The sequence below is a fragment of the Agromyces sp. NPDC056389 genome (assembly GCF_042262385.1).
Taxonomy (GTDB): Bacteria; Actinomycetota; Actinomycetes; order Actinomycetales; family Microbacteriaceae; genus Agromyces.
This window is the reverse complement of record NZ_JBHJPN010000001.1, coordinates 1,111,361-1,132,027: the sequence shown is the minus strand read 5'-3', so window position 1 is coordinate 1,132,027 and position 20,667 is coordinate 1,111,361. Positions and strand designations below refer to the sequence as shown.

18 protein-coding genes are annotated in these 20,667 nt (G+C 70.2%); 16 read left to right on the top strand and 2 right to left on the bottom strand.

Annotation, left to right across the window (positions count from 1 at the left end):
• Window positions 1-5 precede the first annotated feature (5 nt).
• The 7 genes from ACFCVM_RS05220 to ACFCVM_RS05190 all read left to right on the top strand — a co-directional run bounded on the left by ACFCVM_RS05220 (window position 6) and on the right by ACFCVM_RS05190 (window position 8,910).
• Window positions 6-1,343, top strand: a complete 1,338-nt coding sequence (locus tag ACFCVM_RS05220) for a DUF1254 domain-containing protein (RefSeq protein WP_375834737.1) — start codon at window positions 6-8, stop codon at window positions 1,341-1,343.
• A 126-nt stretch (window positions 1,344-1,469) separates the two neighbouring features.
• Window positions 1,470-2,234, top strand: coding sequence for a hypothetical protein (locus ACFCVM_RS05215; RefSeq protein ID WP_375834734.1), 765 nt, complete (start codon window positions 1,470-1,472; stop codon window positions 2,232-2,234).
• Window positions 2,203-4,368, top strand: coding sequence for a phosphate acetyltransferase (gene pta / locus ACFCVM_RS05210; RefSeq protein WP_375834732.1), 2,166 nt, complete (start codon window positions 2,203-2,205; stop codon window positions 4,366-4,368). Before ACFCVM_RS05215 ends, pta begins: the two co-directional genes overlap by 32 nt.
• Complete coding sequence (locus ACFCVM_RS05205) at window positions 4,365-5,576, top strand: acetate/propionate family kinase (RefSeq protein ID WP_375834729.1); 1,212 nt, start codon at window positions 4,365-4,367, stop codon at window positions 5,574-5,576. Before pta ends, ACFCVM_RS05205 begins: the two co-directional genes overlap by 4 nt.
• Window positions 5,577-5,780: 204 nt before the next feature.
• Window positions 5,781-6,359 (top strand): ArsR/SmtB family transcription factor, encoded by a 579-nt coding sequence (locus ACFCVM_RS05200; protein ID WP_375834726.1) that lies wholly within the window; start codon window positions 5,781-5,783, stop codon window positions 6,357-6,359.
• On the top strand, window positions 6,356-7,660 hold the full coding sequence (locus ACFCVM_RS05195) for an MFS transporter (RefSeq protein WP_375834724.1): 1,305 nt from the start codon (window positions 6,356-6,358) through the stop codon (window positions 7,658-7,660). Before ACFCVM_RS05200 ends, ACFCVM_RS05195 begins: the two co-directional genes overlap by 4 nt.
• Before the next feature lie 119 nt (window positions 7,661-7,779).
• Complete coding sequence (locus ACFCVM_RS05190; RefSeq protein ID WP_375834721.1) at window positions 7,780-8,910, top strand: fatty acid desaturase family protein; 1,131 nt, start codon at window positions 7,780-7,782, stop codon at window positions 8,908-8,910.
• A gap of 40 nt (window positions 8,911-8,950) precedes the next feature.
• Here the strand turns inward: ACFCVM_RS05190 and ACFCVM_RS05185 are convergent, their stop codons facing one another.
• Entirely contained in the window at window positions 8,951-9,310 is a 360-nt protein-coding gene (locus ACFCVM_RS05185) for a TraR/DksA family transcriptional regulator (protein WP_375836658.1), read from the bottom strand.
• Window positions 9,311-9,399: 89 nt separating this feature from the next.
• Here ACFCVM_RS05185 and ACFCVM_RS05180 point away from each other — a divergent pair, with 89 nt between their 5' ends.
• The 4 genes from ACFCVM_RS05180 (at window position 9,400) to ACFCVM_RS05165 (ending at window position 14,132) form a co-directional block, all read left to right on the top strand.
• Window positions 9,400-11,841: a DNA polymerase III subunit gamma and tau gene (locus tag ACFCVM_RS05180; RefSeq protein WP_375834718.1), complete on the top strand. Its 2,442-nt coding sequence runs from the start codon at window positions 9,400-9,402 to the stop codon at window positions 11,839-11,841.
• A 2-nt stretch (window positions 11,842-11,843) separates the two neighbouring features.
• Entirely contained in the window at window positions 11,844-12,440 is a 597-nt protein-coding gene (gene recR / locus ACFCVM_RS05175) for a recombination mediator RecR (RefSeq protein WP_204458840.1), read from the top strand.
• Window positions 12,441-12,486: 46 nt separating this feature from the next.
• Window positions 12,487-12,846, top strand: a complete 360-nt coding sequence (locus ACFCVM_RS05170; RefSeq protein WP_375834715.1) for a nuclear transport factor 2 family protein — start codon at window positions 12,487-12,489, stop codon at window positions 12,844-12,846.
• A 164-nt stretch (window positions 12,847-13,010) separates the two neighbouring features.
• Window positions 13,011-14,132 (top strand): ScyD/ScyE family protein, encoded by a 1,122-nt coding sequence (locus ACFCVM_RS05165; protein ID WP_375834713.1) that lies wholly within the window; start codon window positions 13,011-13,013, stop codon window positions 14,130-14,132.
• A 15-nt stretch (window positions 14,133-14,147) separates the two neighbouring features.
• On the opposite strand, the gene ACFCVM_RS05160 is transcribed toward ACFCVM_RS05165, so the two are convergent.
• Complete coding sequence (locus ACFCVM_RS05160) at window positions 14,148-14,642, bottom strand: hypothetical protein (RefSeq protein WP_375834711.1); 495 nt, start codon at window positions 14,640-14,642, stop codon at window positions 14,148-14,150.
• A gap of 126 nt (window positions 14,643-14,768) precedes the next feature.
• Here ACFCVM_RS05160 and ACFCVM_RS05155 point away from each other — a divergent pair, with 126 nt between their 5' ends.
• The 5 genes from ACFCVM_RS05155 (at window position 14,769) to ACFCVM_RS05135 (ending at window position 20,666) form a co-directional block, all read left to right on the top strand.
• Complete coding sequence (locus ACFCVM_RS05155; protein ID WP_375834708.1) at window positions 14,769-16,043, top strand: aspartate kinase; 1,275 nt, start codon at window positions 14,769-14,771, stop codon at window positions 16,041-16,043.
• A gap of 173 nt (window positions 16,044-16,216) precedes the next feature.
• Window positions 16,217-17,278, top strand: coding sequence for an aspartate-semialdehyde dehydrogenase (locus ACFCVM_RS05150; RefSeq protein ID WP_375834706.1), 1,062 nt, complete (start codon window positions 16,217-16,219; stop codon window positions 17,276-17,278).
• Between the two features lie 196 nt (window positions 17,279-17,474).
• On the top strand, window positions 17,475-18,755 hold the full coding sequence (locus ACFCVM_RS05145) for an ABC transporter substrate-binding protein (protein ID WP_375834703.1): 1,281 nt from the start codon (window positions 17,475-17,477) through the stop codon (window positions 18,753-18,755).
• 1 nt (window position 18,756) lies between these two features.
• Window positions 18,757-19,722, top strand: coding sequence for a carbohydrate ABC transporter permease (locus ACFCVM_RS05140; RefSeq protein ID WP_375834700.1), 966 nt, complete (start codon window positions 18,757-18,759; stop codon window positions 19,720-19,722).
• Complete coding sequence (locus tag ACFCVM_RS05135; protein ID WP_129230766.1) at window positions 19,719-20,666, top strand: carbohydrate ABC transporter permease; 948 nt, start codon at window positions 19,719-19,721, stop codon at window positions 20,664-20,666. The genes ACFCVM_RS05140 and ACFCVM_RS05135 overlap by 4 nt, the downstream gene beginning before the upstream one ends.
• Window position 20,667 lies beyond the last annotated feature (1 nt).

Genomic DNA, 20,667 nt, shown 5'->3' with positions numbered 1-20,667 from the left:
TCTCAATGGATGCAGGGCTCGTGAAACTGGCGACGGAAGCGTACGTGTACGGCTTCCCGATCGTGTTCGACCTCGAGCAGGTGAACCGGTACGTGACGACCGGTGTGGGTGGGAACCCCGCGGCGTCGTTCAACACGTTCAGCCATGCGCGTGCCCTCACGACGGCCGACGACACCTTCGTCTCGATCAACAACGACACCGTCTACTCGATGGCCTCGATCGACCTCAGCGTCGGACCCGTGCTGCTGAGCGTGCCCGACACGGCCGGCCGGTACTACGTGCTGCAGTTCGTCGACGCGTGGACGAACAACTTCGCGTACGTCGGCAAGCGGGCGACGGGCACCGCCGCCCGTGATTTCCTGCTGCTGCCGCCCGACTGGGAAGGAGAGAGCGGGGATGTCGGTGATGCGACTGCGATCCGCTTCCCGACCCGCATCGCCTCGATCGTCGGCCGTTGGGCCTGCGACGGGGTCGACGACCTGCCGGCGGTTCATGCGCTGCAGGACGCCACCACGCTGACGCCCCTGCGCCCCTCGCTCGTGCCGCCCGTCGGACTCCCCGAGACCGAGTCCGGGCTGCCGGAGGGCCTCGACTTCTTCGAGAAGTTCCGGGTGTTCTCGCAGACCTTTCCGCCGGCCGAGCGGGATGCCGCGCTGCAGGCGTCGTTCGCCCCGCTCGGGCTCGTCGGGGCTGAGCCCGTCGGTTCGCTCGACGACGAGGTGAAGGCCGCACTCGAGGCAGGGTTCGCGCAGGGCAAGGCTCTCCTCGACCAGATCCTGCACTCGGGCGCCGCTCCGGTCGTGAACGGCTGGACGCTGACCTACCACGTCTTCGACTACAACCTCGACTTCTTCGAGGTCGGCACCATCGACGACCCCGCGTGGAAGATCGCCGACCCGAAGGTGCGCATCGGTCAGCGCGCCGCCGGCGCACTCGGCGGGCTGTGGGGCAACCACGCCTACGAGGCCGCCTACGTCATGACCTACGTCGACGCGACGGGCGAGCCCCTCGATGGCACCGGCAGCTACACGCTGCGGCTCTCGCCGACCCCGCCGGTCGGGGCGTTCTGGTCGCTCACGATGTACGACGTGCCCGACTTCTTCCTCGTGGCCAACGACATCGATCGGTACTCGATCGGCGACCGCACTCCCGGCGTCGTACGCGACGACGACGGCGGCATCACGATCACGATGAGCGCGGCACGGCCCGCCGACCCCGCAGCGGCCGCGAACTGGCTGCCGGCGCCGGCCGCGGCCTTCCGTCCGATCCTTCGCATGTACATGCCCGACGAATCGGTGATCGACGGCAGCTACGTGCTGCCGTCGATCGAGCGCTCGGCGTAACTCCGCCGAGCACGGCCGGGTCATCCGCATGGGGGATGGCCCGGTGCCGACGTTCCGACCGTGGTACCACGCCGTCGGCACCTGCAGCCGATGCGCCGGGCGGTGCTCGTTCCTAACGTGGAGACAGTGCCCCGTTCCACTCCGCTCGCCTCCCCGTCCGCTTCGTCATGGCTCCGTCACCCGGGCGCCGCTGCGCTCCGCCTGGGAGGTGGCGGCCTGGTGCTGCTCGCCCTCGGCATGATGTGGGCGTCGCGCATCATCTTCCCGGGCGACACGTACGTCAGCGGCCTCGGCGCTGCGAGCGAGATCACCTCCGTCGCCTTCAACGTGTCGCTCGCGATGGTCGCGCTCGGCGGGGCGGCGTCGGCCGTCGGCCTCTGGGGCCTGCGCAGCGGCCGTGGCCTCTTCGGCGCGTGGGCCGTGAGCACGAGCCTGCTCGCCGCGAGCGCGATGTTCGGGGTCGGGGCCGCCGTGCCGTGCAGCACCGGCTGCCCGATCCCGCTCACGCCCGGCGCGGCTCCGCAGGATCTCGTGCACACGACGGCCGCGGTGCTGGGGTTCGCGCTCGCCGGAGTCGCGATCATCCAGACACTCCGGTTCGGCCGGGTCTACGCGGCCCTCGCCGTGCCGTGCCTCGTGCTCGTGATCGCGGCGGCGTCGGCCGGCGGCATCCTCTCGCTCGTCGGCGTCGCCACCGGGCTCGGAGGATGGCTCGAGCTCGTCGCGACGACGTCGGCGCTCCTCTGGCTGACCGTCGTGTCGCTGGCGACCCAGCACCGCATCACGACCGCATCGCTGCTTCAAGGATCGATGGCGGATTCCCAGACCCCGGCTGCCTCCCGCCCAATAGGCTGGACGGGTGGCGCACCGCATCTACATCTGCTCGGCTGAAGGCAACACGGGCAAGTCGACCGTGGCGCTCGGCGCACTCGACACCCTGACCCACCGCGCGACCCGGGTCGGCGTGTTCCGGCCGATCGCACGATCGACCGCCGAACGCGACTACGTGCTCGAACTGCTGCTCGCCCACGAGGGCGTCGTGCAGATCCCCTACGACGACGCGGTCGGGGTGGGCTACGACGACGTGCACGCCGACCCCGAGGGGGCGCTCGCGACCATCGTGAGCCGCTTCAAGGCCGTCGAGGACCGCTGCGACGCGGTCGTCATCATCGGCTCCGACTTCACGGATGTCGGCAGCCCCACCGAACTCGCCTATAACGCGCGCATCGCCGCGAACCTCGGCGCGCCCGTGCTCCTCGTGCTCGGCGGCCGGGTCGGGCAGGGGCAGGGGCGCAGCCGCTCCGAGCGGCTCGGCTACTCCGACGCGCGCAGCCCTGAAGAACTCGCCCAGCTCACCGAACTCGCGGTCGAGGAGCTCGAGCGCGAGCACGCGACGCTGCTCGGCATCGTCGCGAACCGCGCCGACCCCGAGCGGCTCCCCGAGATCGTCGAGGCGATGGCGTCGGCCGCGCGGCCGAACAGCGCGTCGGTCGCCGCCGGGCGCGGCGCCGGGGCATCCGTCGCCACCTGGGCCATTCCCGAGGACCCGTACCTCGTCGCCCCCTCGATGCGCGCCATCATGGAGGCCGTCGACGGGACCCTGCACGCGGGCGATCCCGAATTGCTCAATCGCGAGGCGCTCGGCGTGATCGTCGCGGCGATGTCGATGGAGAACGTGCTCACCCACCTCACCGAGGGTGCCGTGGTCGTCGTGCCCGGCGACCGCAGCGAAGTGCTGCTCGGGGTGCTCACCGCGCACTCGAGCGCGACCTTCCCGTCGCTCTCGGGCATCGTGCTGAACGGCGGCATCCCGATCGCCGAACAGGTCGACCGGCTCGTCGACGGCCTGAAGGCCGGGCTGCCGATCATCCGCACCGAGCTCTCGAGCTACGACACGGCGCTCGCCATCACGCACACCAGGGGCCGGCTCGCCGCCGAGTCGCAGCGCAAGCGCGACACCGCGCTCGCCCTCTTCGAGAAGCACATCGACGGCCAGGCGCTGCTCGACCTGCTCGAGGTCGCGCGCCCCGAGGTCGTGACGCCGCTCATGTTCGAGTACGACCTGCTCGAGCGGGCCAGGCAGACCCGCAAGCGCATCGTGCTGCCCGAGGGCTACGACGACCGGGTGCTCCGCGCCGCGGCGACCCTGCTCGCCCGCGACGTGGCCGACCTCACGATCCTCGGGGAGGAGATCGAGGTGCGCTCGCGCGCGATCGGGCTCGGCCTCGACATCTCGAAGGCCGAGGTGCTCTCGAACCACGACTTCGTGCACGTCGCCCGATTCGCCGAGGAGTACCAGCGGCGGCGCGCGCACAAGGGCGTGACGCTCGAGCAGGCGCGCGAGACCGTGCAGGACGTGTCGTACTTCGGCACCATGATGGTCGAGCTCGGTCTCGCCGACGGCATGGTCTCGGGCGCGGCGCACACGACGGCGCACACGATCCGGCCGTCGTTCGAGGTCATCAAGACGAAGCCCGGGGTCGACGTCGTCTCGAGCGTGTTCCTCATGGCGCTCGCCGACCGGGTGCTCGTCTACGGCGACTGCGCCATCGTGCCCGACCCGACCGCCGAGCAGCTCGCCGACATCGCCATCTCGTCGGCGGCGACCGCGGCGCAGTTCGGCATCGAGCCGCGCATCGCGATGCTCTCGTACTCCACCGGCGAGTCCGGTTCGGGCGCCGACGTCGACAAGGTGCGCCGGGCGACCGAGCTCGTGCGCGAGCGCGCACCGCAGCTCGCGGTCGAGGGGCCGATCCAGTACGACGCCGCGGCCGATGCAGCGGTCGCGCGCACGAAACTGCCCGAGTCGGATGTCGCGGGGCGGGCGACGGTCTTCATCTTCCCCGACCTCAACACCGGCAACAACACGTACAAGGCGGTGCAGCGCTCTTCGGGGGCGGTCGCGATCGGACCGGTGCTGCAGGGCCTGCGGAAGCCCATCAACGACCTCTCGCGCGGCGCCCTGGTGCAGGACATCGTGAACACCGTGGCGATCACGGCGATCCAGGCAGCAGACCCGGCATGAGCGTCGTGCTCGTCGTGAACTCGGGGTCTTCGTCGCTGAAGTACCAGCTCATCGACGTCGAGGAGTCGCAGACGCTCGCGAGCGGGCTCGTCGAGCGCATCGGCCGCGGTGTCGGGCACGCCAGGCACCGTCACGAGGGACCCGAGAACGACAGCCTCGGCTCCACGTGGGACGCGGCGGTCGAGGTGGCCGACCACGAGGCCGCGTTCGCGGTGATGCTCGAGGCGTTCGCCGCGCACGGCCCGTCGCTCGAGGTGCACGCGCCGATCGCGGTCGGGCACCGGGTCGTACAGGGCGGTGCGCGGTTCTTCGAGCCGACCGTCATCACGCCGCTCGTGAAGATCAACATCGACGAGCTCTCGGCGCTCGCGCCGCTGCACAACCCTGCGAACCTCGAGGGCATCGAGGCGGCGCAGCGCGCGTTCCCCGACGTGCCGCACGTCGCCGTCTTCGACACCGCGTTCCACCAGACGATGCCGCCGGCCGCGTACACGTACGCGATCGATCGCGAGCTCGCGGCGAAGCACCGCATCCGCCGCTACGGGTTCCACGGCACCTCGCACCGCTTCGTCTCGCGGGCGGCGGCGGCATTCCTCGAGCGCCCCGTCGAGGAATTGCGCATGATCGTGCTGCACCTCGGCAACGGGGCGTCGGCCTGCGCGGTCGCCGAGGGGCGCTCGATCGAGACGAGCATGGGCATGACGCCCCTCGAGGGCCTCGTCATGGGCACCCGCTCGGGCGACATCGACCCCGCGGTGCTGCTGCACCTCGAGCGACGGGCAGGGCTCGACGCCGACGGCCTCGACCGGTTGCTGAACTCGCAGAGCGGCATCCTCGGACTCAGCGGCCACGCCGACATGCGCGACCTCGTCGCGGCGAAGGAGTCGGGCGACGAGGCGTCGGCGCTCGCGCTCGACGTCTACGCGCACCGCGTGCGCTCGTACGTCGGGGCGTACGCCTCGCAGCTCGGCCGGGTCGACGCGATCGTCTTCACGGCGGGGGTCGGCGAGAACTCGCCCGTGGTGCGGGAGCTCGCGCTCGCCGGCCTCGAGGGCTTCGGCGTCGAGCTCGACGCCGGGCGCAACCGGGCACGGGGCGGTGAGGCGCGGCGCATCTCGACCGATGCCTCGAAGACCGCGGTGCTCGTCGTGCCGACGAATGAAGAGCTCGAGATCGCCCGGCAGACACTGGAGCTCGTCGGCGCCTGACCGGGTGACGGCTCAGCGGGTGACGCCCGACCTGGGTGACGCCTCGGCCCGCCGGGTGGGGGAAAGCGCAGGAGATATCGGGTCATGCCGCTCGTGAGGGCCGCACGACCCGAGATCTCCTGAATTTCGACGCGCGTAGCTCTCCGGCCGAGGTGATCCACAAGAACTGTTGCACAAGAGTTCTTGTGAAACTATGCTGGCGGTATGAACGACCCCCGCGAGACCATCGACCTGCACGACGCCGGCGCCATGCGGGCGCTCGCGCACCCGATGCGGCTGCACATCCTCGGCCTGCTGCGGGTCGAGGGCCCGAGCACGGTCGGTGCGCTCGCCGAGCGCACCGGCGAGGCGCCGGGCTCGGCGAGCTACCACGTCGCGACCCTCGCCAAGCACGGCTTCGTGGTCGAGGCGCCCGAGCTCGCCCGAGACAAGCGCGAGCGGTGGTGGCGGGCCGCGCACCTCATCACGAGCTGGCGCACCGAGGAGTTCCTGGGGGACCCGGAGGCCCACGCGGCATCCGATGCCATGCGGCGCGTCGTGCTCGACTCGTACCACCGCGAACTCCTCGAGGCGATCGACGCCGAGGCCGAACTCGAGCCCGAGTGGGTCGCCGCCTCCGACTCGAGCGACGGCGCAGCCCGCCTCACGATCGACGAGTTCCGCGAGCTGAACGCCGAGCTCGACGCGGTGCGCGAGAAGTGGTGGGGCGTCGGCCGCGAGCGGCGACCCGGCACGAGGGCCGTGCGCTGGATGACCCACACGTTCCCGAGGCCCGAGCGATGACGAACGACACCGACGCCGGTGCGACCGTCGACACGACCACGACGGATGCCCCGCGCCGCCGCACCCCGCTCGTCGCCCTCTTCGCCGCGCAGCTCTTCTCGCTCTCGGGCAACGCGATCGCACTCATCGCGATCCCGATCATCGCCCTCACCGAGACGGGCTCCCCGCTCGCGGCCGGCGTCGCCGGCGTGTTCGCGACCGTGCCGCTCGTCATCGGCGGGGCACTCGGGGGAGTGCTCGTCGACCGATTCGGCTACCGCACCTCCTCGATCGTCGCCGACGTCGCGAGCGGCGTGACCGTGCTCGCGATCCCCGTGCTCGCGGCGACCGTCGGGCTGCACTTCGGCGTGCTCCTCGCCCTCGTCTTCCTCGGCGGACTGCTCGACGCCCCGGGCGACACGGCGAAGACCGTGCTCATGCCCGACCTCGCCGAGCTCGCCCGGGTGCCGCTCGCCCGTGCCGCCGGCGCGCAGTCGACCGTGCAGCGCACCGCCACGATGATCGGCGCGGGCGTCGCCGGCGCCCTCGTCGCGCTCGCGGGCCCGATGCCGGCGCTCGTCGTCGACGCAGCGGGCTTCGCGGTGTCTGCGCTCCTCGTCGTGTGCTTCGTGCCGCGGCGAGCCGCGGCATCCGTCGCCGATGGCGATGCGCCCGTGCAGGGCGGCTTCGTGGCGGGCATCCGCTTCATCGCCGGTTCGCCGCTGCTGCGCTCGATCGTGCTGCTCGTGACGCTCACGAACGCGATCGACGCGGCGGGCATGACCGTGCTGAAGCCCGTGTACGCCACGCAGGTGCTGGGCGATCCCGCGGTGCTCGGGTTCATGGTCGGCTGCTTCGCGGCCGGCGCCCTCACCGGGTCGGCGCTCTTCGCCGCCGCCGGCCACCGCTACTCGGGCCGGGTCGTCTTCGCCCTGTGCTTCGTGCTGGCGGGCACGCCGCCGTACCTCGCGATGGCGCTCGGCGCGCCGGTTCCCGTGCTGCTGCCGATCCTCACGCTCTCGGGTCTCGCCGCCGGAGCGCTCAACCCGATGATGGCGACCGCGATGTACGGGCTCGTGCCCGACGGCGTGCGCGCCCGCGTCTTCGGCGCGATGACCGCGGGCGTCGCGGCCTCGATGCCGCTCGGCGCCTTCCTCGGCGGCCTGTCGGTCGAGCAGTTCGGCCTCGCGCCGACGCTGCTCGGATGCGCGATCGTCTACCTCGCGCTGGGATCGAGCCCCCTCTACCTGCGCTCGTTCTCGGGGCTCGCCGCGGCTCGCACCCCTACGGGGGTACGGGGTGCGAATGGCTCACCCGTGTGATGCGATCGCGAGCATCGTGTTCGTACGCTCGCTGCACGGTCGACATCGGCCGGTGAAGCACACCCCCGAAACGTTCGTCTGAGTTCCATTCGCACCTTCGGACGACGAGATGAGCGCGCATGAGCCTGCAGGTCGTAGAACGCCCCGACGGAGCCCTCGGCACCATGTCGCCCGTGATCCTCACGGCGGGCCGCCGACGCGAGGGCGTCGATCCGGCGCAGAGCGGCTTCGCGCAGCTCTCCCGTCAGATCAAGGCCGAGGGCCTGCTCGACCGATTCGTGGGCTTCTACGTGCGCAAGGCCGTCTTCTGGACCGTCGTGCTCGGCGCCGCGATCGCGGCATCCGTCATGATCGGCGACTCGTGGTGGCAGCTCGTCGTGGCCGCCGCGCTCGGCGTGATCTTCACCCAGTTCGCATTCATGGCGCACGAGGCCTCGCACCGCCAGGTCTTCCGCTCGGGGCCGGCGAACGACTGGGCGGGTCTCATCCTCGCGAACTTCGTCGTCGGCATCAGCTACAGCTGGTGGATGAACAAGCACACGCGCCACCACGGCAACCCGAACGTGATCGGCCGCGACCCCGACATCGTGAAGGACACGATCTCCTTCCTCGAAGAGGACGCGGCGGAGAGTCGCGGGCTCGTGCGCATGATCACGCGCAAGCAGGGCTACCTGTTCTTCCCATTGCTGCTGCTCGAGGGCATCAATCTCCACGTGCACGGCATCCGCCACGTGCTCGGCAAGGGCGCGGTCAAGCGACGCGGCCTCGAGATCACGCTCATCGCGGTTCGACTCATCGGCACGGCCGCACTCGTCTTCTGGGCGTTCCCGCCGCTGCTCGCCACCGTCTTCCTGCTCGTGCAGCTCGGCGTGTTCGGCGTCTACATGGGCGCATCGTTCGCCCCGAACCACAAGGGCATGCCGCTCATCCCGCGCGGCGTCCGCGTCGACTTCCTCGAGCGCCAGGTGCTCACGAGCCGCAACATCCGCGGCGGACGGTTCATGGACTCGTTCATGGGCGGCCTGAACTACCAGATCGAGCACCACCTCTTCCCGAGCATGGCGCGGCCGGCGCTCGCTCGCACCCAGGAGATCGTGCGCGAGTACTGCCGCGAGAACGACGTGCGCTACACCGAGACGGGGCTCGTCGAGTCGTATGCGATCGTCATCGCGTACCTCAACCGGGTCGGACTCGCCGCGCGCGACCCGTTCGACTGCCCGATGATCAACTCGTACCGCCGGCGCGACTGACGCGGCACCGGCGCGCGGCCCTGCGCCTGCGCCTGCGCCGTCAGCGTGCGAGTCGCGCGCAGTCGATGCAGAGCTCGGCCGTGGGCCGCGCCTCGAGGCGCGGCACGGTGATGCGCTTGCCGCAGTTCCTGCAGAAGCCGTAGCTGCCGTCGTCGATGCGCGCGAGGGCGTGGTCGATGTCGGCGAGCTCGGCGCGCGCGTCGGCGAGCACCGCCGTGCGCTGCGACCACTCCTGCGTCATCGTCGGGCCCTCGGGGTCGTGTTCGTCGTCGGCCGATGCGCCCGACCTCGCGGCCCGCACCTCGCTCATGACGTCGCCGAACTCGGCGAACCTGCCCTCCGCATCGGCCCGCTCCTGCAGGAGTATCGCCCGGAACCGATCGAGCTGTGCCTGTGTCATCGTCGACAAATCGCGCCCCTTTCCGATTCCCGCATGGTACGCCCCCGACGACCGGACGTGGTGTCGGACGCGGCAACTACGATTGATGCGTGGTCACCGCCCTGTATCGCCGCTACCGGCCAGAGACATTCGCCGAGATGATCGGCCAGTCCCAGGTGACGGAGCCGCTCATGACGGCGCTCCGCACCGATCGTGTCAATCACGCCTACCTGTTCAGCGGTCCCCGCGGCTGCGGCAAGACGACGTCGGCGCGCATCCTCGCACGCTGCCTCAACTGCGCAGAGGGCCCGACGGATGTCCCGTGCGGCGTCTGCCCCAGCTGCGTCGAGCTCGCTCGCGGCGGGGGCGGGTCGCTCGACGTCGTCGAGATCGACGCAGCGAGCCACAACGGCGTCGACGACGCGCGCGACCTGCGCGAGCGCGCCGTGTTCGCCCCGGCGCGCGATCGCTTCAAGATCTTCATCCTCGACGAGGCCCACATGGTCACCCCGCAGGGCTTCAACGCCCTGCTGAAGCTCGTCGAAGAGCCGCCCGAGCACATCAAGTTCATCTTCGCGACGACCGAGCCCGACAAGGTGCTCGGCACCATCCGCTCGCGCACGCACCACTACCCGTTCCGGCTCGTGCCGCCCGGGCCGATGCTCGAGTACGTGCAGCAGCTCTGCACCGAAGAGGGCGTCGACGTCGCGCCGGGCGTGCTGCCCCTCGTCGTGCGCGCCGGCGGCGGTTCGCCTCGAGACACGCTCTCGCTCCTCGACCAGCTCATCGCGGGCTCCGACGGGCCGACGATCGACTACGAGCGCGCGGTGGCGCTGCTCGGCTACACCCACGGCGCGCTGCTCGACGAGGTCGTCGACGCGATCGGTGCGGGCGATGCGGCCGGGGCCTTCGCGGCGGCCGACCGCGTCGTGCAGACCGGCCAAGACCCCCGGCGCTTCGTCGAAGACCTGCTCGAGCGGCTGCGCGACCTCATCGTCGTCGCGGCCTCCTCGCCCGAGACGGCCGCCGCGGTGCTCCGCGGAGTGCCAGAAGACGAACTCGCCCGCATGGCGACCCAGGCCGCGGCGTTCGGCCAGGCCGAGCTCTCGCGGGTCGCCGACCTCGTCAACCAGACCCTCACCGAGATGACCGGCGCCACATCGCCGCGCCTGCACCTCGAACTCATGCTCGCGCGAGTGCTCGTGCCCGCTGCCGACGACACCGAGCGCGGCGCCCTCGTGCGCGTCGAGCGGCTCGAGCGTCGGGTCGGCGTGGCCGATGCCGTCGGGGCGGCTCCCGAAACGCCCGACGCGCGCCCCGCTCGTCCCGAGCCGACGGCTACGGCGGCACGGGTTCCGGCTGAGCGTGCGGCGACGCCGGCACCGGTCGCGACACCGCCGTCGGTGCCGGCCGCGCCGGCCGAAGCCGTGCCGGCGGCGGCACCCACATCGGCGACGTCCGAGACGGCGGCGCCCGTGAAGGCCGAGGCCGTTGCGCCCGAGCCCGTTGCGCCAGCCAAACCCGTCGGTCCGGTCACGCTCCAGCAGATCCGCGATGCCTGGCCCGAAGTGCTCTCCTCGCTCCAGCGCACGAAGCGCAGCGCGTGGATGGTGGCGTTCACCGCGCAGGTGCGCGACTTCCGTGACGGCGACGTGCTCGTCCTCGCGTTCCCGAGCGAGCACGACGTCGCGGGCTTCCGCGGCGGTGCGCCCGGGCAGAGCGTCAGCGAACTGCTCCGCGGCGCCATCGTCGACGTGCTCGGTGTGCGGGTGAAGTTCGTCGCCCGGGTCGACGGCGCCGGTGGCTCGCCGGCCGGCGGTGCTCCGGTCGCCACCCCGCCGGCGCCTGCGTCCCCGCCCGCACCGGTGCCGCCGTCGACGCGGCCTGCCGACGCCGCGAGCGACTCGGCGTCGGGCTCGGCGAAGCCGGCAGCGGCCGAGACCTCTGCCGCCGGAGCGCGCCCGACGGCGTCCGCGACGGCGACACGATCGGCACCCGGTTCCGGCTCGCCGTCGAGTGTGCCGGCCCCGAGCGCGCCGGCTCCATCCGGTCCGGTCGACTCGTGGGCGACCGTGGCCATCCCTCGCGACCCGAGCGAGGGCGACGGGGCCGAGTCAGCGCAGTCGGGCGGCCGTACCGCGACGGCGCTCGCCGAGCGGCCCGCACCGGCAGCGGCGGCGCCTGCGGCGGAGGCATCCGTCGCGTCGGCGCCCGCTCGAGTCGACGTCGGCGATCTGCCCGACGACGCCGATGCACCGCCCGAAGACGAGGAGCCGCCGTTCGATCCGGGGCCGGAGCCCGAGCTGATCTTCGAAGCGGCCGCACCCGTCGCGGTCGCTGCGACGGTCTCGGCACCTGCTGCCCCGTCGGCCCCAGCTGCTCCCGCGGCCGGCGCCGACCGCGCTCCCAAGCGCGCCGCCCGCTCGCAGTCGACCACCAACGACGGCGGCATCCAGCGCTACGGCGAGGCCGTCGTGCGAGAGGTGCTCGGTGCGACCTTCCTCGAAGAGGTCGAAGCACCGTCGCGGCCCGGCTTCGGGGAGCGTGGCTGATCATGTACGAAGGCATCGTCCAGGAATTGATCGACGAGCTCGGTCGCCTGCCCGGCATTGGGCCGAAGTCCGCCCAGCGCATCGCGTTCCACATCGTGCAGACCGAGCACTTCGACGTCAGTCGACTGGCCGAGATCCTCATGCAGATCCGCGAGAAGGTGCGGTTCTGCGAGATCTGCGGCAACGTCTCCGAAGAGGCGACGTGCGGCATCTGCCGCGACCCGCGACGCGACCCCGCGCTCATCTGCGTGGTCGAGGAGGCGAAGGACGTCGTCGCCATCGAACGCACCCGCGAGTTCCGCGGGCTCTACCACGTGCTCGGCGGAGCGATCAGCCCCATCGACGGCATCGGCCCCGATGAGCTGCGAATCCGCCAGCTGATGCAACGACTCGCCGATGCGACGGTGACCGAGGTCATCATCGCCACCGACCCGAACCTCGAGGGCGAGGCGACCGCGACCTACCTCAGTCGGCTGCTCTCGACCCTCGAGATCCGCGTCACGCGTCTCGCCTCGGGCCTGCCCGTCGGCGGCGACCTCGAGTACGCCGACGAGGTCACCCTCGGGCGGGCGTTCGAGGGGCGCCGCGTCGTCGGTTGACGCGCGCGCCCTTGACGGTCCGCTCGCCCGCCGATAGAACGGAGCCATGGCGAGCAGGGGTGCGGAGTGGGTCGCTGGGTACGTCGCGGCATGGGAGTCGAACGATCCGGCCGAGATCGGGGCGCTCTTCACCGATGACGCCCGGTACTTCACGAGTCCCGATTCGGAGCCGAGAATCGGCCGCGACGCGATCGTCGCGGGTTGGCTCGAAGACCTCGACGCTCCCGGCTCCTGGGCGTTCGACTGGCGGCTCGTGCACGAGGATCACGACTTCGTCGTGATCCAGGGGCGCACCGTGTATCCGGCCGAGCGCGACTACCTGAACCTCTGGATCGTGCGCCTCGCAGACGACGGCCGGGCCACCGAATACACCGAGTGGTACATGGCACGGTCGCACAAGGGCTGAGTGAGGGCTGAACCCGCCACCGTCGGTGAGCGGGCCTCGGCGCAGGCATGCCCCCGAACAGGGGGTGAGGAAAACTCACATTATGCCTTGTGGCGGCATCCGTCGTTCGGAAGGCTTTGCCTGTGCGGCATCCGTCGCGCCGAATCCTCCTCCGGGGAGTTTCCATGTCTCGCAGACTTCGTTCGATTCCTGCCGCGGTCACCGCGATCGTCGGCCTCAGCCTTTTCATCGTGGCCGTCCCGTCGGCCAACGCGGCTCCGCCCGGGTCCGACCCGGTGACGGTCGCCACGGGGCTCGACAATCCACGGCAGATCGCAGTCGGCCCGGGCCAGCGCCTCTACGTCGCCGAAGCCGGCACGGCCGATTCCTGCGGCCCCATTCCCGGGGTCGGTCCGGAGTTTCTGGTGTGCGGCCTGACCGGGTCGGTGACCGAGGTCAACGGCGGCGACCAGCAACGGGTCGTGACCGGGCTGCCCACGATGAGCTTCAACGGCGAGGTCATCGGCGCATCAGACGTCGATGTGCGCGGCAACACGATCACCGTGTTGATCGGCGGCCTAAGTGGCGCCGCGACGGCGCGCGACGCCCTGCCGGCCCAGTACGCCGCCCTCGGGACACTGCGCACGGGGCGGCTGCAGTCGGCGCCGATCACCGGAGCCGACCTCGCCCTCGCGGCCGACCTCAACGCCTACGAGGTCGCGAACAACCCGGACGGCAACATCCCGCCCGACAGCAACGCGGTCGGGTTCACGGCCCTGAACTCCAAGAACTGGGCGGTCACCGACGCGGGCGCCAACGACCTGCTCACCGTCGGCACGCGCGGTGAGAGCACCGTCGCGGTGTTCCCCGATGGACCACCCGTGCCGAACCCCTTCGGTCCCGGGCTGATCCCGCCGCAGGCGGTTCCGACCGACGTCGTGGTCGGCCCCGATGGCGCGTACTACGTGTCGCAACTGACGGGCTTCCCGTTCCCGACCGGCGGATCGACGATCTGGCGCGTGACCGCTGACGGGCAGGTGTCGGCATACGCCACCGGCCTCACGATGGTCACGAGCCTGGCCTGGAAGGGCAACACGCTCTACGCCGTGCAACTCGACGACGGGAACTTCTTCGACGGACACGTCGGCTCCCTGCGCAAGGTCACGGCGGGCGGCTCGGTGCACGAGGCGGTCGTCGCGAACCTGTCGGCACCGTACGGCGTGGCGATCCGCGGCAACTCCGCGTTCCTCACCATCGACTCCGTCTCGGCGGGCGACGGCTCCGTGATCCGGGTCGACCTCCGCTGAGCGGCACTCGCTGCCCTATCGCAGCACCTCGACGAGCACGACCCATGCCATGAGCAGGGCGGCGACGATGCTGAGCACCGAGCCGACCGCCATGGCGATGAGTCCGGCCTCGGCGGCGCCGACGATGACGAGCACGGCCCCGGTGAGGAACGCGGCGACCGGCAGCACTCCCGCGATGCTCTTCAGCACCCGATCGAACGGTGACACGGAATCCTCGCGCATGACCACCCGGATCGCGTGCACCTGGAAGAGGCCGGCCAGCAGCGCCGCGACGAGCACCTCGATGCCGTAGGCCGCGACGGGTTGCCCGGGGATCAGCCCGAAGGCCGCCGCCGTGATCGCCAGCACGAGTGCCGCGATCGAGGAGGCGGCGCGCGGCGGCAGCGTCACCGACTTCATGATCTCGGCGATGTTCACCGACATCGCCACGATGAGGAGACCCGCGAGGGCCGCGGTCGCGCCCACCATCGCGACGTTGAACTCCGACCAGCTCGCAAGCGGCTCCGACATGGGAACACGCTACCGCCGCCTCGGCGAACGTCACATAGCCGGGCGGGTATGCGGGCCCGCCGTATGATGGTGCTTCCGGCGCCGGCCACCCGAGCGGCAGCCAGCAAACCACCCCTGGGAGACCACGTGAGCTTGATCGTGCAGAAGTTCGGCGGGTCATCCGTCGCCGACGCGGAGAGCATCAAGCGGGTCGCCAAGCGCATCGTCGAGACCCGCAAGGCCGGCAACGACGTCGTCGTGGCGGTCTCCGCGATGGGTGATTCGACCGATGAGCTGCTCGACCTCGCGAACGAGGTCACTCCGCTTCCCGCACCTCGCGAGCTCGACATGCTGCTCTCGGCGGGCGAGCGCATCTCGATGGCGCTCCTCGCGATGGCGATCAAGGGCATGGGCCACGAGGCGCGCTCGTTCACGGGCAGCCAGGCGGGCATGATCACCGATGCCACGCACGGCGCCGCCCGCATCGTCGACGTGACCCCGGTGCGGCTGCGCGAGGCGCTCGATGACGGCGCGATCGTCATCGTCGCCGGCTTCCAGGGCTTCAACCGTGACACCCGCGACATCACGACGCTCGGCCGCGGCGGCAGCGACACGACCGCCGTCGCCCTCGCGGCGGCCCTCGACGCCGACGTCTGCGAGATCTACACCGATGTCGACGGCGTCTTCACCTCCGACCCCCGCATCGTGAAGAAGGCCCGCAAGCTCGACAAGATCACGAGCGAGGAGATGCTCGAGCTCGCGGCATCCGGAGCCAAGGTCCTGCACATCCGCGCAGTGGAATACGCGCGCCGCCACGGCGTGACCCTGCACGTGCGCTCGTCGTTCAACAACAGCGAGGGGACCATCGTCTACGACCCCGCGCGCCTTCCCGAAGGAGAAGCTGTGGAAGAGTCCGTCATCGCAGGTGTCGCGGTCGATCTGACCGAGGCGAAGATCACGGTCGTCGGCGTTCCCGACAAGCCCGGCGTCGCCGCGAAGATCTTCAAGATCGTCGCCGGCACCAACGCGAACGTCGACATGATCGTGCAGAACGTCTCGGCCGCGTCGACGGGCCGCACCGACATCTCGTTCACGCTTCCGAAGTCCGAGGGCGAGCGTGCACTCACAGCCCTCGCGGGCTCGCAGGAGGCCATCGGCTTCCTCTCGCTGCAGTACGACGACCAGATCGGCAAGCTCTCGCTCGTCGGTGCTGCCATGCGCTCGGCCGCGGGCGTCTCCGCCCGCCTCTTCGAGGCGCTCTACACGGCGGGCATCAACATCGAGATGATCTCGACGAGCGAGATCCGCATCTCGGTCGTCACGCGCGCCGACAGCGTGCACGCCGCGGCCCGCGCCGTGCACTCGGCGTTCGAGCTCGACGGCGACGACGACGCGGTCGTGCACGGCGGCACCGGGCGCTGATCGCCTGAAGATCGGCGAGCGGATGCCGCATCCGCTCGACCATCGAAATCCTCGCGGATCCCGGGGCAATCCTGCCAAGGTTCCGCGAACCGCCGGGCGGCGCCGCCCGGGCTGGGACAATGGAAGAACGCTTCCCGGCGGCCGAGCGGCTGCCGGGTGATGGAGGAGTGCACGTGGGCAACACCAACGGAGTGAACATCGGCGTCGTCGGCGCCACCGGTCAGGTCGGCGCGGTCGTGCGGCGCCTGCTCGAGGAGCGCGACTTCCCGGTCGCCTCCATCCGCTACTTCGCCTCGGCCCGTTCCGCCGGAACGACGCTGCCGTGGAAGGGCGAGGAGATCGTCGTCGAAGACGCCTCGACGGCCGACCCGAGCGGTCTCGACCTCGCGATCTTCTCCGCCGGTGCCACTCTCTCGAAGGCCCAGGCGCCACGCTTCGCCGCCGCCGGCGTCACCGTGATCGACAACTCGAGCGGCTGGCGCATGGACCCTGAGGTCCCGCTCGTGGTCAGCGAGGTGAACCCGCATGCGATCGACCAGGCCGTGAAGGGCATCATCGCGAATCCCAACTGCACGACGATGGCCGCGATGCCCGTGCTGAAGGTGCTGCACGACGAGGCGGGCCTCGAACGGCTCATCGTGAGCACGTACCAGGCCGTCTCGGGCGCCGGTCTCGCGGGCGGCGAGGAGCTGCTCGAGCAGACCCGTGCCGCCGTCGCGCAAGACGCGATCGCCCTCGTGCAAGACGGTTCGGCGGTCGAGTTCCCCGTGGCCGAGAAGTTCCCCCGCACGATCGCGTTCGACGTGATCCCGCTCGCCGGTTCGATCGTCGACGACGGCGACCTCGAGACCGACGAAGAGAAGAAGCTCCGCAACGAGAGCCGCAAGATCCTCGAGCTGCCCGGCCTCCGCGTCGCGGGCACGTGCGTGCGCGTGCCCGTCTTCACCGGCCACTCGCTCTCGCTGCACGTCGAGTTCGCGAACGAGATCACGCCCGAGCGCGCGACCGAGCTGCTCGCAGCGGCCCCGGGCGTCGAGCTCTCCGACGTGCCCACCCCGCTGCAGGCGGCCGGTACCGACCCGAGCTACGTCGGCCGCATCCGTCAAGACCAGTCGGCGCCCGAGGGCAAGGGCCTCGTGCTCTTCGTCTCGAACGACAACCTGCGCAAGGGCGCGGCGCTGAACGCCGTGCAGATCGCGGAGCTCGTGGCGGCCAAGCTGCCGGCGGCGGTCTAGCACCCCTGAGCGGCGGATGCCCCGTGGCCGGTCGGCCACGGGGCATCCGTCGTTGCCGGTTCGTGACCTCGATGATCTTGACGTTTCTGAGTTTTGTATACAGAATACTGAGGTAGCAGTCCCCCGATCCGGCGCTCGACGCCGGCCCTCCTGCAATGACGAAAGAGGTAGCGGAATGGCCCGCGCGAACTCGAAGATGAGACGTCTCCTGGCGATCGGCGCGGCAAGCGCTCTCGCCGTCGGCCTGGCGGCCTGCAGCGGCGGAGGAGGTGCGAAGGACGAGAACACCGTCGTGTGGTCGACCTGGGGCACCGCCGAAGAGCTCACGCGCTACCAGGACTTCAACAAGGAGTTCATGAAGCGTCACCCCGACATCACGGTCAAGCTCCAGCCCGTCGCGAGCTATGACGAGTACCACTCGAAGCTCCTCGCCCAGCTCGCCAGCAACACCGCACCCGACGTCTTCTACGTCGGCGACGACAAGATGGGCCAGTTCGTCGACTCCGGCCGGCTCATGCCGCTGAAGGAGCTCATGGAGGGCGAGGACAGCCAGACGAAGCCCGATGACTTCTTCCCGGGCCTCTTCGGTGCCGCCGAGAAGGACGGGGAGTACTACGGGGCGCCGAACGACTCGAACCCCGATGTGCTCTGGTACGACAAGCAGGCGCTCGAGGCCGCCGGCATCACGGAGGACCCGGCGACACTCGCTGAGAACGGCGAGTGGACGACCGAGAAGTACCTCGAGATGAACGCCGAGCTCAAGGAAGCGGGCCTGACCGGTTCGATGTTCTGGAACTACTGGGCGACGCACTGGAGCTGGCTGTCGTCGCAGGGGCTGCCCGCGCCGTACGACGAGTCTGGCGGCTTCACGGCGAACAGCGACCCGGCGAGCGTCGAGGCGATCGACACCCTCGGTGCGCAGTTCCAGGACGGCACCTTCGTCGTCGCGGACACCCTGCCCGACGGCGCCGGCGCTGACAGCGTCTTCGTGACGCACAAGGCCGGATTCTTCGTGCAGGGCCGCTACACGATCGGCACCGTCGAATCGACCGGCGAGCAGGACAGCTACGACATCGTGCGCTGGCCGACGCCCGACGGCGAGGTCGCACCGACCGGCGTCGCCGTCTCGTTCCTCGCGATCAACGGCACGACGGCGGCGAGCGACGCGGCCTTCATGTTCTGGACCGAGTTCCTCTCGGCTGAGGGCCAGACCTTCCGCCTCGAGGGCGGCGGCAACGCCGTTCCCTCGATCAAGGGCGCCGATGACGTCGTGCTCGAGGGCGGCTACCCGGCCCACGCGCAGACCTTCCTCGACATGCGAGACGTCGGCTTCACGAACTACGCCGCCGAAGCCCGCGTGCCCGGTCTCTCGATCGACATCAGCGACCTCTTCCTGAAGCTCTACGAGGGCAAGCAGGATGCGCAGACCACCCTCGACGAGGCCGCCGATCTGGTGGCGGAGAAGTCGGGCGAGTAGCGTGACCGCACTCACCACCGGTGAGCGGATGCCGCAGGCCCAGCCTGCGGCATCCGCCCCGCGGCGCCCGCGGAAGGAGTCGGCCTGGCGCCGACGGGACCGACGATGGGGCTACGTGTTCGTCGGCCCGCAGCTGCTCGGCATGACGCTGTTCGTGGTGCTGCCGTTCGTGGCGAGCATGGTGCTCGCCTTCGCGAGCTGGGACGGACTCGGGGAGCTCACCTGGGTCGGCTTCGAGAACTTCAGCGCCCAGCTGCAGGATGAGCTGCTGCTGCGCTCCATCGTGAACACGCTCATCATCGCGTTCGTCACGGTGCCCATCGGCCTCGGCCTCGCCGTCGTCATCGCCGTCGCGCTCGAGAAGCTGAAGACGCGCACGCTCTACCTGGTGCTGTTCTTCGCGCCGGTGGTGACCTCGACGGTCGCGGTCGCGATGATCTGGCAGCAGATGTTCCGAGCCGACGGGGTACTCTCGACGGCGATCTCGAACGTCTTCGGCATCGCGCCACCCGACTGGCTCGGCGACCCGAAGCTCGCCCTGCTCGCGGTCTGCATCGTGACCATCTGGTCGTCGCTCGGGCTCAACGTCATCATCTTCCTCGCGGGCCTGCAGAACATCTCGCCGTCGGTCATCGAGGCGGCTCGCATCGACGGTGCGGGTGCCTGGCGACTGCTCACGAGCATCCGCCTGCCGTTGCTGTCGCCGATCGTGTTCTTCTCGTCGGTGGTCGCGTTCATCTCTTCGCTGCAGACCTTCGACACCGTCTACGTGCTCGTCTCGAACGCCGGGCCCGACAACGCGACTCGCACGATCGTCTACCACATCTACGATCTCGGCTTCGGCAAGTTCGAGATCGGCCCGTCGAGTGCGGCGAGCGTGATCCTGCTCGTGATCACCCTCGTGATCACGGCGATCCAGTTCGGCGCCCAGAAGAAGTTCGTGCACTACGAGGATGACGCATCATGAGCCTTGCGAACCCGCGCCTGGTCGACGGAACCCAGGCACCGCCCACGGACTCGACGGTCGCACTGAGCGCACCCGGTTTCGAGCATCGCCCGACCGGCGCGCGCACCGGCAAGGGCGGCCGGCGCCTCGGCGCCACGGCCCTCCACGTCGCACTCATCGTCGCCGGACTTGCGATGGTGTTCCCGTTCGTCTGGATGCTGCTGACGTCGTTCAAGTCGCTGCCCCAGTTGCTGCAGGACCCGCTCGCGTTCCTGCCCCAGCCGTGGACCTTCGACAACTACGTCGAAGCGTGGAACGCGGTGCCGTTCGGTCAGGCGTACGTCAACAGCATCTACATCGCGGCGCTCGTCGTGGTCGGCACGCTGCTCACCGCGTCGATGGCCGGTTACGCCTTCGCGCGCATCCGCTTCCGTGGCAGCAGGGTGCTGTTCATCGTGTTCCTCGCGACGCAGATGATCCCCAAGCAGGTCACGCTGATCCCGTTCTACATCCTGATGACGCAGCTCGGCTGGGTCGACTCTCACCTCGCGCTCATCGTGCCGGGTCTGCTCGCGAACCCGTTCGCAGTGTTCCTCATGCGACAGTTCGTGCTGTCGCTGCCGAAGGAGCTCGAGGAGGCGGCGATCGTCGACGGCGCCGGCCGCTGGCGCATCTTCTGGAGCGTCGTGCTGCCGAACCTCAAGCCGGGCCTCGCGGCGCTCAGCATCATCGTCGCACTCGATGTATGGAACGCGTTCCTGTTCCCGCTCGTGCTGCTGAACAGCCCCGACCTGTTCACGGTGCCGCTCCTGCTCTCGAGCTTCCAGGGCCAGTTCGGATCGGTCAACTACGGGCTCGTCATGGCTGCCTCGGCGATCTCCACGATCCCGATGCTCATCGTGTTCGTCATCGGCCAGCGACGCATCCTCAACAGCATGGCGGCCTCGGGGCTGGGCGGACGATGAG